The organism is Enterococcus sp. LX10 (genome assembly GCF_023539285.1).
In the GTDB taxonomy this organism is placed as follows: Bacteria; Bacillota; Bacilli; order Lactobacillales; family Enterococcaceae; genus Enterococcus; species Enterococcus faecalis.
Map to the genome: position 1 here is coordinate 1,369,858 of NZ_CP092784.1, position 14,612 is coordinate 1,384,469.

Annotated in this window: 16 protein-coding genes; 15 read left to right on the top strand and 1 reads right to left on the bottom strand. The window is 39.2% G+C overall.

Translation table 11 applies throughout. From position 1 onward, the window contains the following. Nucleotides 1–2: 2 nt before the first annotated feature. Both MKZ30_RS06520 and MKZ30_RS06525 read left to right on the top strand, forming a co-directional pair. Nucleotides 3–1,259, top strand: coding sequence for a tetratricopeptide repeat protein (locus tag MKZ30_RS06520; protein ID WP_002377424.1), 1,257 nt, complete (start codon nt 3–5; stop codon nt 1,257–1,259). 9 nt (nt 1,260–1,268) lie between these two features. After that, nucleotides 1,269–1,808 (top strand): ReoY family proteolytic degradation factor, encoded by a 540-nt coding sequence (locus MKZ30_RS06525; protein WP_002360333.1) that lies wholly within the window; start codon nt 1,269–1,271, stop codon nt 1,806–1,808. 37 nt (nt 1,809–1,845) lie between these two features. Here MKZ30_RS06525 and MKZ30_RS06530 read toward each other — a convergent pair whose 3' ends face one another. Beyond that, the gene (locus tag MKZ30_RS06530; protein ID WP_002357595.1) at nt 1,846–2,730 is read right to left on the bottom strand and encodes a YitT family protein; all 885 of its coding nucleotides are present in this window, start codon (nt 2,728–2,730) and stop codon (nt 1,846–1,848) included. A gap of 123 nt (nt 2,731–2,853) precedes the next feature. Here MKZ30_RS06530 and MKZ30_RS06535 point away from each other — a divergent pair, with 123 nt between their 5' ends. From MKZ30_RS06535 to pheA, 13 genes are all read left to right on the top strand, one after another. Then, entirely contained in the window at nt 2,854–3,204 is a 351-nt protein-coding gene (locus MKZ30_RS06535) for a nucleotide pyrophosphohydrolase (protein WP_002363944.1), read from the top strand. Further along, the gene (gene dapB, locus MKZ30_RS06540; protein ID WP_002357591.1) at nt 3,197–3,976 is read left to right on the top strand and encodes a 4-hydroxy-tetrahydrodipicolinate reductase; all 780 of its coding nucleotides are present in this window, start codon (nt 3,197–3,199) and stop codon (nt 3,974–3,976) included. The genes MKZ30_RS06535 and dapB overlap by 8 nt, the downstream gene beginning before the upstream one ends. Next, a complete protein-coding gene (locus tag MKZ30_RS06545; RefSeq protein WP_025189204.1) occupies nt 3,973–5,193 on the top strand; it encodes a CCA tRNA nucleotidyltransferase in 1,221 nt (406 codons plus the stop codon). The genes dapB and MKZ30_RS06545 overlap by 4 nt, the downstream gene beginning before the upstream one ends. Continuing rightward, complete coding sequence (locus MKZ30_RS06550; RefSeq protein WP_010816520.1) at nt 5,193–5,567, top strand: thioesterase family protein; 375 nt, start codon at nt 5,193–5,195, stop codon at nt 5,565–5,567. The genes MKZ30_RS06545 and MKZ30_RS06550 overlap by 1 nt, the downstream gene beginning before the upstream one ends. Before the next feature lie 89 nt (nt 5,568–5,656). Further along, a complete protein-coding gene (locus MKZ30_RS06555; protein ID WP_002357586.1) occupies nt 5,657–6,112 on the top strand; it encodes a hypothetical protein in 456 nt (151 codons plus the stop codon). 487 nt (nt 6,113–6,599) lie between these two features. Beyond that, nucleotides 6,600–7,466, top strand: coding sequence for a shikimate dehydrogenase (gene aroE, locus MKZ30_RS06560; RefSeq protein ID WP_002377421.1), 867 nt, complete (start codon nt 6,600–6,602; stop codon nt 7,464–7,466). 36 nt (nt 7,467–7,502) lie between these two features. Next, the gene (aroF, locus tag MKZ30_RS06565) at nt 7,503–8,528 is read left to right on the top strand and encodes a 3-deoxy-7-phosphoheptulonate synthase (protein WP_002363948.1); all 1,026 of its coding nucleotides are present in this window, start codon (nt 7,503–7,505) and stop codon (nt 8,526–8,528) included. A 22-nt stretch (nt 8,529–8,550) separates the two neighbouring features. Beyond that, complete coding sequence (aroB, locus tag MKZ30_RS06570; RefSeq protein WP_010816522.1) at nt 8,551–9,627, top strand: 3-dehydroquinate synthase; 1,077 nt, start codon at nt 8,551–8,553, stop codon at nt 9,625–9,627. 1 nt (nt 9,628) lies between these two features. After that, nucleotides 9,629–10,795, top strand: coding sequence for a chorismate synthase (aroC, locus tag MKZ30_RS06575; protein WP_002357582.1), 1,167 nt, complete (start codon nt 9,629–9,631; stop codon nt 10,793–10,795). A 33-nt stretch (nt 10,796–10,828) separates the two neighbouring features. Further along, complete coding sequence (locus MKZ30_RS06580) at nt 10,829–11,923, top strand: prephenate dehydrogenase (protein WP_002420202.1); 1,095 nt, start codon at nt 10,829–10,831, stop codon at nt 11,921–11,923. Nucleotides 11,924–11,929: 6 nt separating this feature from the next. Further along, the gene (gene aroA, locus MKZ30_RS06585; RefSeq protein ID WP_033601249.1) at nt 11,930–13,216 is read left to right on the top strand and encodes a 3-phosphoshikimate 1-carboxyvinyltransferase; all 1,287 of its coding nucleotides are present in this window, start codon (nt 11,930–11,932) and stop codon (nt 13,214–13,216) included. 19 nt (nt 13,217–13,235) lie between these two features. Continuing rightward, complete coding sequence (locus tag MKZ30_RS06590; RefSeq protein WP_033601248.1) at nt 13,236–13,742, top strand: shikimate kinase; 507 nt, start codon at nt 13,236–13,238, stop codon at nt 13,740–13,742. A 7-nt stretch (nt 13,743–13,749) separates the two neighbouring features. After that, the gene (pheA, locus tag MKZ30_RS06595) at nt 13,750–14,598 is read left to right on the top strand and encodes a prephenate dehydratase (protein WP_033601247.1); all 849 of its coding nucleotides are present in this window, start codon (nt 13,750–13,752) and stop codon (nt 14,596–14,598) included. Nucleotides 14,599–14,612 lie beyond the last annotated feature (14 nt).

Genomic DNA, 14,612 nt, shown 5'->3' on the forward strand with positions numbered 1-14,612 from the left:
TTATGTCATATAGTGAAAAAATGGTTCAAGCATTACAAGCTGAAAATTTAGCAGAAGCACAGTTAATGTTTGAAGAAGCATTAAAGAAAGATGATGAAAATACCTTAGCTGATTTAGGGGAAACGTTATTATCTTTAGGTTTTCTAGAAGAAGCCAAACAAATTTTCCAACAATTGTTGGAACAATTTCCCGATGCAGATGGCTTAAACATTCCATTAGCAGAAATCGCCATTGAAAATAATGAAATAGATGACGCATTCATCTATTTAGAAAAAATTCCAGAAACTAGTGACAGTTATGTCCAAAGTCTCTTAGTCACTGCGGATTTGTACCAAGTTTTAGGGATTCCAGAAGTCAGTGAAGCGAAATTAAAAGAAGCAGCCAATCTTATGCCAGAAGAGCCGTTAATTCAATTTGCTTTGGGAGAACTATATTTTACAAATGGTCAATTTGTCGAGGCTATTACTCGTTATCAAAGCATTGTAGAAAGTGGGACAGCGCAAATCTCTGCTATTTCCTTGAACGAACGCTTAGGAAGTAGTTACAGCATGTTAGGTGATTTTGAAGAAGCAGTTCCTTATTTGGAAGCCGCGGTCAAAGAAGAACAAACAGACGATCGTTTATTCCAGTTAGCTTTCACTTATTTACAGTTACATGAGAATCAAAAAGCCATTGCGTTGTTCCAGCAATTAAAAACACTAAACCCACATTATCAATCACTTTATCTATATTTAGCGGAAGCGCTCCAAGAAGAAGAGCAATTAGAGGAAGCAAAAGCGGTGATCGAAGAAGGAATTGCGGAAAACCCATTCCAAGTAGAGTTATACCAATTTGCCTCTGAAAATGCCTATCGCTTACACGACATTGCTGGTGCTGAAAACTGGTTGTTAAAAGCTTTGGAATTAGGTGAGAAAACAGATGAAAGTCGTTTGACCTTAAGTAATCTCTACATCACGGAAGAGCGTTTTGAGGAAGTAATTACTATCTTAAATGATTTAGAGGAAACGGATCATCCTTATGCTGAATGGAACTTAGCAAAAGCGTACAACGAATTAGAAGACTTTGCCGTCGCTAAAGTTCATTACGAACAAGCAGCGCAAGAATTGTCTCACGAACCAGAATTTCTAAAAGAATACGCATTGTTCTTACGAGAAGAAGGCGAACTTGAAAAAGCAAAACACTTGTTGCACCATTATTTGGAACATGAACCTGGTGATGTCGACATGCAATCTGTGCTAGCAGATATGGAAGAAAGATAGGAAACGACGATGTTTGTTAGTTTATCAGAAAAGAAAAAATTTTTAACTTGGTTAGTGAATACAGTGCCTTTTGGAAGAAGAGAAGTACTGTGGATTTTAAATTACTTATTAACGCACGATGCGATTTTAAATAATGTTCATTTTGTTGAGAACGTAGAGAAGACTGATCGAGGGATCCGCGTGGTAGCAGATGGTTTAGGTAAGGAGCCGTTATTGCTTTTTATCCAAGCACAAGAATTTACAGATCCGGAACAAATTTTTCATGAGATTCGAATGAATTGGCGGAAAGCTCTTTATTTAGAATGTGTATTTCCAGAGGCATGGCAAACGAGCCAGTATTTATCTGTTTTAGAAGATAATCCGTTTGCGCCATGGAATGAACAAGTGGATCAGGAAGTTGCCAGAGCGATTGATCAATATTTTAAGCAAGAAGAACAAACGCAGCGAATGGCATTACTTAAAGCACAAATTGATGATGCTTTAGAAACAGGCAACAAAGAAGCGTTTTTAGAATTATCCGATGAATTAAATCGTTTGAAACAACAATAAATAAAACCCAGCATTTATTGAAAATGCTGGGTTTTATTTATTGTTTTAATTTAAAGCGCCGTTGTTTGCTAGGTTTTGCATAAGTAAAGCCTTCGCCAATTGCTTCATGTACGTTAATGATGGACACAAAGGCTTTTTCATCTATTTCATTAGCAATCCGTTTGACTTCCATTATTTCTCGAGGGCTGACTACCGTGTAGAGAACCCGTTTTTCCACTTGTGAATAAGCACCTTCACCATTTAAATATGTTACCCCACGTTCTAAAGAAGCCATTAAACTTTGACCGATTTCTTCGGAATGATTGGAAACAATTAAAATTCCTTTCGCAGCATAGGCTCCGTCGAGTACAGAATCGACAACACGACTGAAAACAAAGGACACAATTAAAGTATACATCATTCGTTTGACATCAATATAGGTCAACGAGAGGAGTAAGACTGCAACATCAAAAAGTAACAACGAGCGGCCCATGCTAATCCCAAAGTATTTTTCGAAAATGCGGGCAATGACGTCGGTCCCACCAGTGGTTCCGCCTACGCGGTAAACAAGGCCACTCCCGAATCCTGCGGCCAAACCAGCTAAGAGAGCAGCAATCAATAAATCATGATCTAAATTAATTTCAACAGGAAATTTTTGCCAAAACCACAAAAATACCGATAACGACACGGTACCAATTAGCGTATAATAGAGGGAACGTTTGCCTAAAATTTTACCACCAATTAATAAGAGCGGAATATTGATTAATAATGTCGTATATGCTGGGTTAAAATGAAATAAGGCTCTTAAAATCAAAGTAATCCCTGTGACACCACCTTCGGCCAGGTCATTGGCAATATTGAAAGTAACCAAACCAAAGGCATAGATACAGCTTCCTAATACAATAAATAACACATCTTTAAAATAAAATCTTTGTTCTTCCATTTAATCACGTCCTTTTACAGTATAAACTGTATCATTCTCTATATAAAACAACAAGTAGAACCTTTCCAGATAGCCGAGTTTTTGATAAGATGTAGGAGGTAGAGTAAGAAAGGTTGGGGTAAAATGTCAGAATCAGAACAACGTAGTTTGCAATCGATGCAAACAGAAGTTGATGATTATATTCAACAGTTTAAAACAGGCTATTTTTCACCATTAGGACAAATGGCTCGTTTGACGGAAGAGGTCGGAGAATTAGCCCGTGAAGTCAATCATTATTATGGTGAAAAACAGAAAAAAGCAGACGAAAAACCAAAGACAGTATCAGAGGAACTTGGAGATGTCTTTTTTGTATTGATTAGCATGGCAAATTCTTTAGAGATTGATTTAACCGAAGTTTTTGAAGAAAATATGGCCAAATTTAACAAGCGGGATCGCTATCGCTTTGAAAGAAAGGATGGGAAAACACATGATTAAAATAATTGTCGCTGGGTTTAAAGGACGGATGGGCAGTACTGCTACACAAATGGTCTTAGAAACCGCAGACTTTGAATTAGTAGGTGTGTATGATCCTCATGAAGCACAAGAAACTGTTTCTTTCAATGATGAAACAGCAATTCCCGTTTTTCAGCGCTTAGAAGAAGTCCTAGCTGTCAAACCAGATGTTTGGATTGATTTTACGGTTCCTGAAGCCGCCTATCCAAATACGCGTTTTGCGTTGGAACACGGTATGGCGCCAGTTGTTGGGACGACAGGCTTTACGGAGGAACAAATCAACGAATTGACAAACCTATCTCGAGAAAAAGCCATCGGCGGCTTAATTGCGCCAAATTTTGCAATTGGGGCAGTTTTAATGATGCAATTTGCCCAAAAAGCGGCACAGTATTTTCCGGATGTGGAAATCATTGAATTACATCATGATAACAAATTAGATGCACCAAGTGGAACGGCTATAAAAACTGCAGAAATGATTCAAGAAGTTCGGCCAGCAAAAAAACAAGGGAATCCGCAAGAGGTAGAATCAATACCAGGGGCACGCGGGGCTGATTTCGAGGGTCTGCGAATCCATAGTGTCCGCTTACCTGGTTTAGTGGCACACCAACAAGTCCAATTTGGCAGTGTAGGTGAAGGGCTCACTATTCGGCATGATTCTTATGATCGGCGTTCATTCATGACAGGAGTGGCGTTAGCTTGTCGGCAAGTGGTACAGAGAACAGAACTACTTTACGGATTGGAACAGATGCTATGAAATTGACAACTATTCCAAACGAATTTAAAGAAGCCGCTCCCGTTATTCGTGAAATCAATGCACAGGGCTTTGAAGCGTATTTTGTCGGGGGCAGTGTCCGTGATGCTTTATTAAATAAACCAATCCATGATGTCGATATTGCGACAAGTGCCTATCCAGAAGAAATTAAGCAAATTTTTAAACGAACCGTTGATGTGGGCATCGAACATGGCACAGTCCTTGTATTGATGGAAGATCAACAGTATGAAGTAACAACCTTTCGTACCGAGTCAACTTATCAAGACTTTCGCCGACCAGATGAAGTCACCTTTGTTCGCTCCTTGAAAGAAGATTTAAAACGGCGAGATTTTACGATTAATGCCTTGGCGCTTGACAGCACAGGCGAAATCATTGATTTATTTGATGGTATCGAAGATTTAACTAATCAAACCATTCGTGCAGTCGGCAATCCCCATGAGCGGTTTCATGAAGATGCTCTGCGGATGATGCGGGGCTTACGCTTTGCTAGCCAATTAGATTTTAAAATTGAAGAAAAAACCTTAGCCGCTATCGCTGAATTTCATCCTTTATTAGAAAAAATTTCAGTAGAACGCATTACGATTGAATTTGTAAAAATGCTTTTAGGGGTTAATCGACAAGGTGGCTTAGCTCCGTTTATTGAAACAGAATGCTATCAATACTGTCCCAAATTACGAGAACAAGGGGCTGGACTTTTTCGTTTAATGGACTTGCCTGCTCGTCAAATTGAAACAGAAGCAGAAGCGTGGACGTTACTTATCCAATCATTGAATTTACCAGAAGCAGAAATCCGCTCCTTCTTAAAGGCTTGGAAACTTTCAAATCAATTAATTCAAAACGTTTCACAATTAGTACGTGGTCTGCGTTTTCGTTTGAATAACGACTGGCAGCCAATGATGCTTTATGAATTAGGCGAAGAATCAGCAGTACTTGTTGAAAGGCTTTTATATTATTACCAACAAGAGAGTCAAGTACAAGTAACAAAAGAGTTAGTTAAGGCATTACCCATCCATCAAAGACATGAATTGGCCATAACAGGAAAAGACCTTTTAGCCGTCTTAGAAGAAACACCAGGCAAATGGTTAGGGGAACTGATTGCTGAAATCGAGCAACACGTTGTTGAAGGTAGCTTAGAGAATAAACAAGAAGTTCTGCTTTCGTTTGCCAAAAAACAACGTTCAAAAGGAGAGAAAGCATAATGCCAACAGAAATGTTTACAAAAGAATTTTTGGTGAAAGAATCACAAACGGCTAAAATGCTCGGTTCTGGTGACTTAGAAGTTTTAGGAACCCCTGCTTTAGCTGCCATGATTGAACAAACAGCCAAAGAAGCTGTGAAGGACCAATTATCAGTTGGGGAAACAACTGTCGGAACGGTGTTAGAATTGTGCCACTTATATCCATCCGCGGTAGGGGCGACAATCGTTGTTACGATGACCAGCATTGAACAGACTGCACACAAAATACGCTATGAATTTGTTGCTTATGAAGGAGAACGACAAATTGCCAAAGGTTCTCACCAACGTGCAGTAGTTGAGATTGATTCTTTTTTAAAAAGAATAACAAAAGATTAAGAATCTACAGCGAAAGTTTGTGACCGTTTATCAAAAGTATGGTAAACTAATAATGTAAGAAATTATTTTTAAGTAAGGAGATTTGTGCTATGGCTAGAGAAATGACAGGACTTAAATTTTATTTCAGAAATGGTGAAACTTGGACGATTGATCGTCGTTTTATTGGTGATTTATGGATTAAACATATTACAACAAGTTTTGGCCGTATCCATGGTAGTGAATTTGTTGAAATTCATCCATGTGAAGGGTTCAAAATTGAAATTTTCCAAGAAGGAGATCATGTTCAAACCCACGATATTAACTTAGGTGGCTTAGAATTAGGGATGTTCTCTCGTGCTTTAAAATATGAAGATATCGAACGTATGGAAATTCTTTACAAAAATGGCACACCAGATTTAGTTTATTTCCCTTACAAAGATAAAACAGATGAGGGCTTGGATAACATCTATCAATCTACAAAAGTCAGCGAAAAAACTAAAAACTTATACATTGTTATCGACCCAACACAAACAGTTGATGATGTATACGCTGAAGAATTAAAATAATTTTTGCCCCACAGGAATCAGTGAAATGACTGGTTCCTGTGGCTTTTTTAGTCTTTTGGCGAATAAAATAACATTGTTTTTAATGGAATAGTCAAAAAAATAAGCGAATAAGTGTTGACACATGTTTTTTCTAGCGGTATACTGTTAACAATTCTTAATTAAATCAGTTTTGGAGTGATTCTTATGACAACAACGAAGAAAAACCATACACAACTGAATAACTTTTACTTTAGCTATTTTAGATAGGTTTGTATTCATAACATTATGGGTACAGACAACAAACGTTTGTATCTATAATGGCTAGGGAAATTTAAGATGACTTTCAGCCATGTAGATTTAAGAAAATCTATAGTGGCTTTTATATTGCTTTTTTGTAGGGTATTCACTGTAGATTTTTCTTAAAATTTACTGTGAATATCCTTTTTGTTTGGCCAAAAATTAGGATTTCAGAAACTTACTAAAAAAATTTCGTAAAGGAGCACACAGGATGAAAGAAATAACTGGATCTACTCGTTTAGCTGGGTTATTCGCGAAACCCAGCCAACACAGTATTTCACCGTTGATTCATAATACAGCATTTCAAAATTTAGGAGTTGATGCTCGGTATCTGGCGTTTGACGTTGGACAAGAGACATTGCCACAAGCAATTGAAGCGATTCGAACGTTTCATATGTTAGGGGCCAACTTATCAATGCCCAATAAAGTGGCGGCTGTAAGTTATATGGATGAACTAAGTCCTACCGCCCAACTGGTTGGCGCGATTAATACGATTGTCAACAAAGATGGAAAACTTTACGGAGACAGCACGGATGGTACTGGTTTTATGTGGAGTTTGAAAGAGAAAAAGGTTGACGTTTTTCAGAATAAAATGACCATCTTAGGAACAGGTGGTGCAGCCTTATCAATCATTGCCCAAGCTGCTTTAGATGGCGTGAAAGAAATCGCCGTTTACAACAGGAAAAGCGCGGGGTTTAACGACAGTCAAAAAAAACTGGCAAATTTCACTGAACGAACCAACTGTGTAATTCATTTAAACGATTTAGCGGATACTGAAAAACTAGCAAAAGATGTTGCTGAAAGCGTCTTGTTAGTTAATGCAACGAGTGTGGGTATGCATCCACATGCACATAGTAGTCCTATAGAAAATTATGCAATGATTCAGCCGAAGTTATTCGTGTATGATGCTATTTATAATCCCAGAGAAACACAGTTATTAAAAGAAGCCCGTTTACGTGGCGCAGAAACAAGCAACGGCTTGGACATGCTACTTTATCAAGGAGCTGCTGCTTTTGAACAATGGACAGGACAAAAAATGCCTGTATCAGTCGTAAAACGTAAAATTGAAAATAGATAAAAAGAGCGCCGTTTAAAGGCATGAGGAGAGAATATAATGATCGTAATTATGAAAGAAAATGCAACCGAAAAGCAAATGAAACAAGTCATTGATTTAGTAACAGGTGCAGGCTTAACTACTCAAACAAGTCAAGATAATGGAAAAACAGTGATAGGCTTGATTGGTGATACAGAAAAATTAGTTGAAGCAGAGTTAACAGCATTAGAAGGCGTGGAGAAAAGTGTCCGCATTTCGTTGTCTTACAAACTAACGAGTCGTTTATTTCATCCAGAGAATACAGTGGTTGATGTGAACGGTGTTAAAATCGGTGACGGCAGTATGACCATGATGGCGGGTCCTTGTTCAATCGAAAGCTTAGATCAGATTCGTGAATGTGCGCGAATTGCTAAAGCTGGCGGTGCAACAATTTTACGAGGTGGTGCATTTAAACCTAGAACGTCGCCATACGCTTTCCAAGGGCTAGAAGAAGAAGGACTGAAATACATTCGCCAAGCGGCTGATGAATTAGATATGCAAGTCATTACAGAAGTGATGGATGAAGCGAATTTAGAACTTGTCGCAAAATACAGTGACATTTTACAAATCGGTGCGCGCAACATGCAAAATTTCAAGTTATTACAAGCGGTTGGTAAAACTGGAAAACCTATTGGCTTAAAACGCGGGATTGCCGGTACGATTGATGAATGGCTAAACGCAGCTGAATACATTGCTGCGCAAGGAAATTTCAATGTGATCTTCATTGAACGTGGGATTCGTACGTACGAAACCGCTACGCGCAATACACTTGATTTAAGTGCGGTGCCTTTAATTAAAAAATTAAGTCATTTTCCAATTATTGTTGATCCGAGTCATGGTGTTGGTATCTGGGATTTAGTACCGCCAATGGCCCGAGCAGGTGTTGCTTCAGGTGCGGACGGCTTGATTGTAGAAATTCACCCAGATCCAGCGAATGCGTGGTCAGATGGGCCACAATCCTTGAATGAAAAAACTTACCTACGTATGATGAAAGAAGTTCATATCATCGAAAAAGCAATGAAAGAAATTAATGCTTTAGAAGATTAGTAAAGACAGAGGAGTAGAGGACATGAAATTAACCGTAACGTTACCTACACATTCATATGATTTAACCATCGAAACAGGTGCCTTAGATAAAATTGGCACCTGGGTACGTAGCCTGTGGCAGCCACAACGGGTAGCGATTATTACCGATGAAACGGTGAATAAATTATATGGCGCAGCTGTTGAGAAAGAATTGCAAGCTGCTGGTTTTGAAACATCATTGATTGCTGTAGCGGCAGGTGAACAAAGTAAGAGCCTCGAAACAGCTCAACTGCTTTATGATTTTTTAGCGGAACAGCAATTGACTCGAAGTGATGGTCTAATTGCTTTAGGTGGAGGCGTTGTGGGAGATCTAGCTGGATTTATCGCTTCAACCTATATGCGCGGCATTCACTTTTTGCAAGTACCAACAACCTTACTGGCACAAGTAGATAGTAGCATTGGAGGTAAAACAGCGGTTAATACTAAAAAAGCCAAAAATCTTGTCGGTACTTTTGCCCAACCAGATGGGGTTTTAATTGATCCTAATACACTTAAAACATTAGAACCTAGACGTGTGCGTGAAGGAATTTCAGAAATTGTAAAATCAGCAGCTATCGCTGATGTTGAATTGTGGCACCGTTTATCCTCTTTGGAAAATGAACAAGATTTAGTGGCACATGCAGAAGAAATTATCACGGCCTGTTGCAAGATTAAACGTGATGTCGTCGAAGAAGATGAATTAGATTTGGGCTTACGTTTGATTCTGAATTTTGGGCATACGATTGGCCACGCATTAGAAAATACAGCTGGTTACGGGGTGATTGCTCACGGTGAAGGCGTTTCTTTAGGAATGATTCAAATAACTCAAGTCGCAGAACAACGAGGGCTTTCCCCACTTGGGACTACCCAAGAGTTGGTCACCATGCTAGAAAAGTTCCATTTACCAGTAACGACAGATCGTTGGCCAGAAGAACGTCTCTATCAAGCAATTACACATGATAAAAAAACACGTGGGGGACAGATTAAAATCATTGTCTTAGAAAAAATTGGTCAAGCGAAAATTGTCTCTTTACCAACGGAAGAAATTCGAGCATTTTTAAATAGAGAAGGAGGAATTTAAGATGCGCTTTATTACAGCAGGCGAATCACATGGACCTGAATTAACTGCTATTATTGAAGGCTTACCAGCCGGCTTGCCTTTAAGTAGCGAAGAGATTAACCGAGAATTAGCAAGACGTCAAGGCGGTTACGGTCGTGGGGGACGGATGAAAATTGAAAAAGACCAAGTACGTATTACTTCGGGTATTCGGCATGGTAAAACACTTGGCTCACCAGTAACGTTGATTGTCGAAAACAAAGACTGGAAAAATTGGACCTCCGTGATGTCAGTAGAGCCAGTTCCTGAAAAACAAAAGAAAATCCGCCGCGTCAGCAAACCACGTCCAGGACATGCTGATTTAGTCGGTGGAATGAAATATCAACATGATGATTTACGGAATGTTTTAGAACGGTCTTCGGCACGAGAAACAACAATGCGTGTGGCGATTGGTGCGGTTGCTAAAAAACTCTTAGCTGAATTGGATATCCAAGTTGCTGGGCATGTCGCGGTATTAGGTGGGATTGAAGCTACGATTCCTGAAAATTTAACGATTCGTGAAATTCAAGAACGATCTGAACAATCTGCCGTTCGCGTATTAGATCCTTCCGTAGAAGAAAAAATGAAAGAACTAATTGACCAAACCAAGAAAAATGGCGATACAATTGGTGGGGTAGTAGAAGTACTTGTGGGTGGCGTTCCAGCTGGCTTAGGGAGCTATGTTCAATGGGATCGTAAACTAGATGCCAAAATTGCGCAGGCTGTTGTAAGCATCAATGCTTTTAAAGGTGCTGAGTTTGGCATTGGATTTGAAATGGCACAACGCCCTGGTAGCCAAGTGATGGACGAGATTGTTTGGGACGAAAGTACAGGTTATACCAGAACTTCCAACAATTTAGGCGGTTTTGAAGGAGGAATGACCAACGGAATGCCAATCATCGTTCGTGGTGTCATGAAACCTATTCCAACCCTTTATAAACCATTGCAAAGCGTAAATATTGATACAAAAGAGCCTTATAAGGCCAGCGTTGAGCGCTCTGATAGCACGGCAGTACCGGCCGCTAGCGTTGTTTGTGAAGCCGTTGTTGCAACGGAAGTAGCGAAGGCTATGCTCGAAAAATTTGATAGTGACTCATTTGAACAAATGAAAGAAGCAGTGAAACGTTATCGTCTATATACTCAAAACTTTTAATGGAAGAAAGTCGCAAGTATATGGAGGGAAAAAATGAAGAAACGTATTTTAATCGTAGGATTAGGGCTAATCGGGAGTTCACTGGCTTTGTGTATCAAAAAAGGGCATCCAAACAGTGAGATTATCGGTTTTGATAATCAAGCGGAGTCAACTGAATTTGCTAAGAAAACGGGTCTAATTGATGAGATAGCTGAATCTTTAACAAGTGGGGCAAGACGAGCAGAGATTATTTTTCTTTGTTCCCCAGTTAAAGCAACTTTAGTACAACTAGAAGAATTAAACCAATTATCACTAGAAACTGCTCTGATCACAGATGTGGGTAGTACCAAGGTGGAAATTAATCAGTTAGCAACAAAGCTTAACATGAAAAATTTTATTGGTGGTCATCCAATGGCTGGTTCACATAAATCCGGCGTAACAGCCGCTGATGAACGTTTGTTTGAAAATGCCTACTATATTTTTACCGATGACCATGGCGAAAAAAGCAAACAGATTCAGGAGTTACAAACGTTACTAAAAGGAACGCATGCGAAGTTTATTACGATGCCTGCACAGGAACATGATGAAATTACTGGTGCTCTAAGTCACTTGCCACATATTGTTGCCGCAGCTTTAGTGAACGAAAGTCAGCAACTGAATACCACTTACCCTAGAGCACAGCAGCTAGCGGCTGGAGGATTTAGAGATATTACTCGAATTGCTTCCTCTGATGCAACGATGTGGACGGATATTTTATTAAGCAATCGCTTAGTATTATTGGACTTACTAGAAAATTGGCAAAAAGAGATGACTACTGTTTGCCAATGGTTAACGGAAAAAAACGCCCCAGCTATTCGTAATTTTTTTGATAAAGCCAAAGAAACACGTGCTCAATTGCCTATTCATAAAGAAGGCGCAATCCCAGCTTTCTATGATCTGTTTGTTGATGTACCAGATCAACCAGGAATCATTGCTGAAATTACGCAAATTTTAGGCGAAGCGGACCTTTCTCTTACAAATATTAAAATTTTAGAAACGAGAGAAGAAATCTATGGGATTCTTCAATTGTCTTTTAAAAATCAACCAGACTGCCAAGCTGCAAAACAAATTTTATCTAAAAAAACGAACTATACATGTTACGAAAAATAAGAGGTGATGAGGGTGCAACTACGTACAAATGTGAAACATTTACAAGGGACTCTGATGGTTCCTAGCGATAAATCGATTTCCCATAGAAGTATTATGTTTGGAGCGATTTCTTCTGGAAAAACGACGATTACAAATTTTCTAAGAGGCGAAGATTGTTTAAGTACCTTAGCGGCGTTTCGTTCTTTAGGTGTGAACATTGAAGATGACGGGACGACAATCACCGTTGAGGGGCAAGGATTTGCAGGCTTAAAAAAGGCGAAGAATACAATTGATGTTGGAAATTCAGGGACAACAATTCGTCTAATGCTAGGCATTTTAGCTGGCTGTCCCTTTGAAACGCGCCTAGCTGGTGATGCGTCTATTGCTAAACGACCGATGAATCGTGTGATGCTTCCTTTAAACCAAATGGGAGCGGAATGTCAAGGGGTTCAACAAACGGAGTTTCCGCCAATTTCTATTCGCGGGACTCAAAATTTGCAACCTATTGACTACACAATGCCTGTTGCGAGTGCTCAAGTGAAATCGGCTATTTTATTCGCCGCTTTGCAAGCCGAGGGCACTTCTGTAGTGGTTGAGAAAGAAAAGACACGTGATCATACAGAAGAGATGATTCGACAATTTGGTGGGACGCTTGAAGTAGATGATAAAAAAATTATGTTAACTGGACCACAACAATTAACAGGTCAAAACGTGGTAGTTCCTGGCGATATCTCTTCTGCGGCTTTCTTTTTAGTTGCGGGTTTAGTAGTCCCAGATAGCGAGATACTTCTGAAAAATGTTGGCTTAAATCAAACGCGGACAGGTATTTTAGATGTGATTAAAAACATGGGCGGTTCCGTCACTATTTTAAATGAAGATGAGGCCAATCATTCTGGCGATTTACTTGTAAAAACGAGTCAATTAACAGCTACAGAGATTGGTGGCGCTATTATCCCACGTTTAATTGATGAGTTACCGATTATTGCTTTGTTAGCTACTCAGGCTACTGGCACGACAATCATTCGAGATGCAGAAGAATTGAAAGTCAAAGAAACCAATCGGATTGATGCAGTAGCGAAAGAATTAACAATTTTAGGCGCCGACATCACGCCTACTGATGATGGCTTAATTATACATGGACCAACTTCTTTACATGGTGGAAGAGTTACCAGTTATGGGGATCATCGTATCGGGATGATGTTACAAATTGCTGCATTACTTGTAAAAGAAGGCACTGTTGAATTAGATAAGGCTGAAGCAGTTTCAGTTTCTTATCCAACATTTTTTGACGACTTAGAACGTTTAAGTTGTTAATGAAGGAGGATAACGAGCTATGGAAAGCATTGTTTTAATTGGTTTCATGGGTGCGGGTAAAACAACTATTGGTCAAAGTTTGGCCAATAAACTGAAGATGCCTCATCTTGATTTAGATACAGCGTTAATTGAAAAAATAAGACGCTCAATTCCTGACTATTTCGAAAAATATGGTGAAGCAGCTTTCCGAGAACAGGAAACCCAACTTTTAAAGGAGCTGTCAAAAAATACAGCCGTCCTTTCAACTGGGGGCGGGATTGTTGTCGGACCAGAAAATCGTAGCTTATTAAAATCTTTTCAGCAAGTGATTTATTTACATGCGACACCAGAAGAGCTGTTAAAAAGAATCACAGAAGATACTGAAAACCAACGGCCCTTAGCTATAGAACGTTCTTCAAAAGAAATCATTACTTTGTTTGAGTCTCGTAAAAGTTTTTATGAAGAATGTGCGAAGATGACAATTGATACGACCAATCGCTCGCCAGAAGAAATTATCAATGAAATTCTGCAACAATTAAAGGAGTAGAGAAACGATGAAAGTTGGTTATTTAGGTCCGATTGGTTCCTTTACGTACAGTGCAACGTTGGCTGCTTTTCCTGAAGCTACGTTGATGCCGTACGCATCGATTCCAGCTTGCTTGAAAGCAATTGAACAGCAAGAAGTGGCATGCAGCATTATTCCAATAGAAAACACGATTGAAGGAACTGTTAACGCATCGATAGATTATTTGTATCATCAAGCGCAGTTACCTGTCCAAGCAGAGTTAGTTTTACCGATTCAACAACAATTAATGGTGGCAAAAGAGAATCAAGCGATCTGGCAACAAAGTCAGAAAATTTTATCACATCCGCAAGCATTAGCTCAATCGCAGATGTTTCTAGAGAAAAACTTTCCAGAAGCGATTTTAGAAGCAACGCCTTCAACAGCTTACGCCGCCAAATACATTGCAGAACATCCAGAATTGTCTTTTGCAGCTATTGCACCAAAACTTTCTGCGGAAATGTATGATTTGACCATTGTTGAAAAAAATATACAAGATTTATCGGTAAATCAAACCCGATTTTGGGTTCTTGGTTCTGAAAATTTAGCGATTTCTTTCCCGCTATCTGAGAAAAAAATAACGCTGGCGATTACGATGCCAAGTAATGTTCCTGGCTCTTTACACAAAGCATTAAGCGTGTTTAGTTGGCGAGGGATTAATCTTAGCAAAATAGAATCGCGGCCGTTGAAAACAAAGCTCGGAGAGTACTTCTTTTTAATGGACTTAGTGAATGATCAACCAGAAAAACTAATTGAAGCAGCTTTAACAGAACTGGAACTGATTGGCGCAGAAATAAAAATTTTAGGGGATTACCCGATCTATGTTTTGTGCACACTTTAAAGAGTTAAAAATGA

Excerpts from the sequence above, each read along its gene's own strand:
- MKZ30_RS06555 (WP_002357586.1), top strand. The coding sequence starts at position 5,657 with ATGGCTAGAGAAATGACAGGACTTAAATTTTATTTCAGAAATGGTGAA.
- MKZ30_RS06520 (WP_002377424.1), top strand. The coding sequence starts at position 3 with ATGTCATATAGTGAAAAAATGGTTCAAGCATTACAAGCTGAAAATTTA.
- MKZ30_RS06530 (WP_002357595.1), bottom strand. The coding sequence starts at position 2,730 with ATGGAAGAACAAAGATTTTATTTTAAAGATGTGTTATTTATTGTATTA.
- MKZ30_RS06525 (WP_002360333.1), top strand. The coding sequence starts at position 1,269 with ATGTTTGTTAGTTTATCAGAAAAGAAAAAATTTTTAACTTGGTTAGTG.
- dapB (WP_002357591.1), top strand. The coding sequence starts at position 3,197 with ATGATTAAAATAATTGTCGCTGGGTTTAAAGGACGGATGGGCAGTACT.
- MKZ30_RS06535 (WP_002363944.1), top strand. The coding sequence starts at position 2,854 with ATGTCAGAATCAGAACAACGTAGTTTGCAATCGATGCAAACAGAAGTT.
- MKZ30_RS06590 (WP_033601248.1), top strand. The coding sequence starts at position 13,236 with ATGGAAAGCATTGTTTTAATTGGTTTCATGGGTGCGGGTAAAACAACT.
- MKZ30_RS06545 (WP_025189204.1), top strand. The coding sequence starts at position 3,973 with ATGAAATTGACAACTATTCCAAACGAATTTAAAGAAGCCGCTCCCGTT.
- aroF (WP_002363948.1), top strand. The coding sequence starts at position 7,503 with ATGATCGTAATTATGAAAGAAAATGCAACCGAAAAGCAAATGAAACAA.
- aroE (WP_002377421.1), top strand. The coding sequence starts at position 6,600 with ATGAAAGAAATAACTGGATCTACTCGTTTAGCTGGGTTATTCGCGAAA.
- pheA (WP_033601247.1), top strand. The coding sequence starts at position 13,750 with ATGAAAGTTGGTTATTTAGGTCCGATTGGTTCCTTTACGTACAGTGCA.
- aroC (WP_002357582.1), top strand. The coding sequence starts at position 9,629 with ATGCGCTTTATTACAGCAGGCGAATCACATGGACCTGAATTAACTGCT.
- aroA (WP_033601249.1), top strand. The coding sequence starts at position 11,930 with ATGAGGGTGCAACTACGTACAAATGTGAAACATTTACAAGGGACTCTG.
- MKZ30_RS06550 (WP_010816520.1), top strand. The coding sequence starts at position 5,193 with ATGCCAACAGAAATGTTTACAAAAGAATTTTTGGTGAAAGAATCACAA.
- aroB (WP_010816522.1), top strand. The coding sequence starts at position 8,551 with ATGAAATTAACCGTAACGTTACCTACACATTCATATGATTTAACCATC.
- MKZ30_RS06580 (WP_002420202.1), top strand. The coding sequence starts at position 10,829 with ATGAAGAAACGTATTTTAATCGTAGGATTAGGGCTAATCGGGAGTTCA.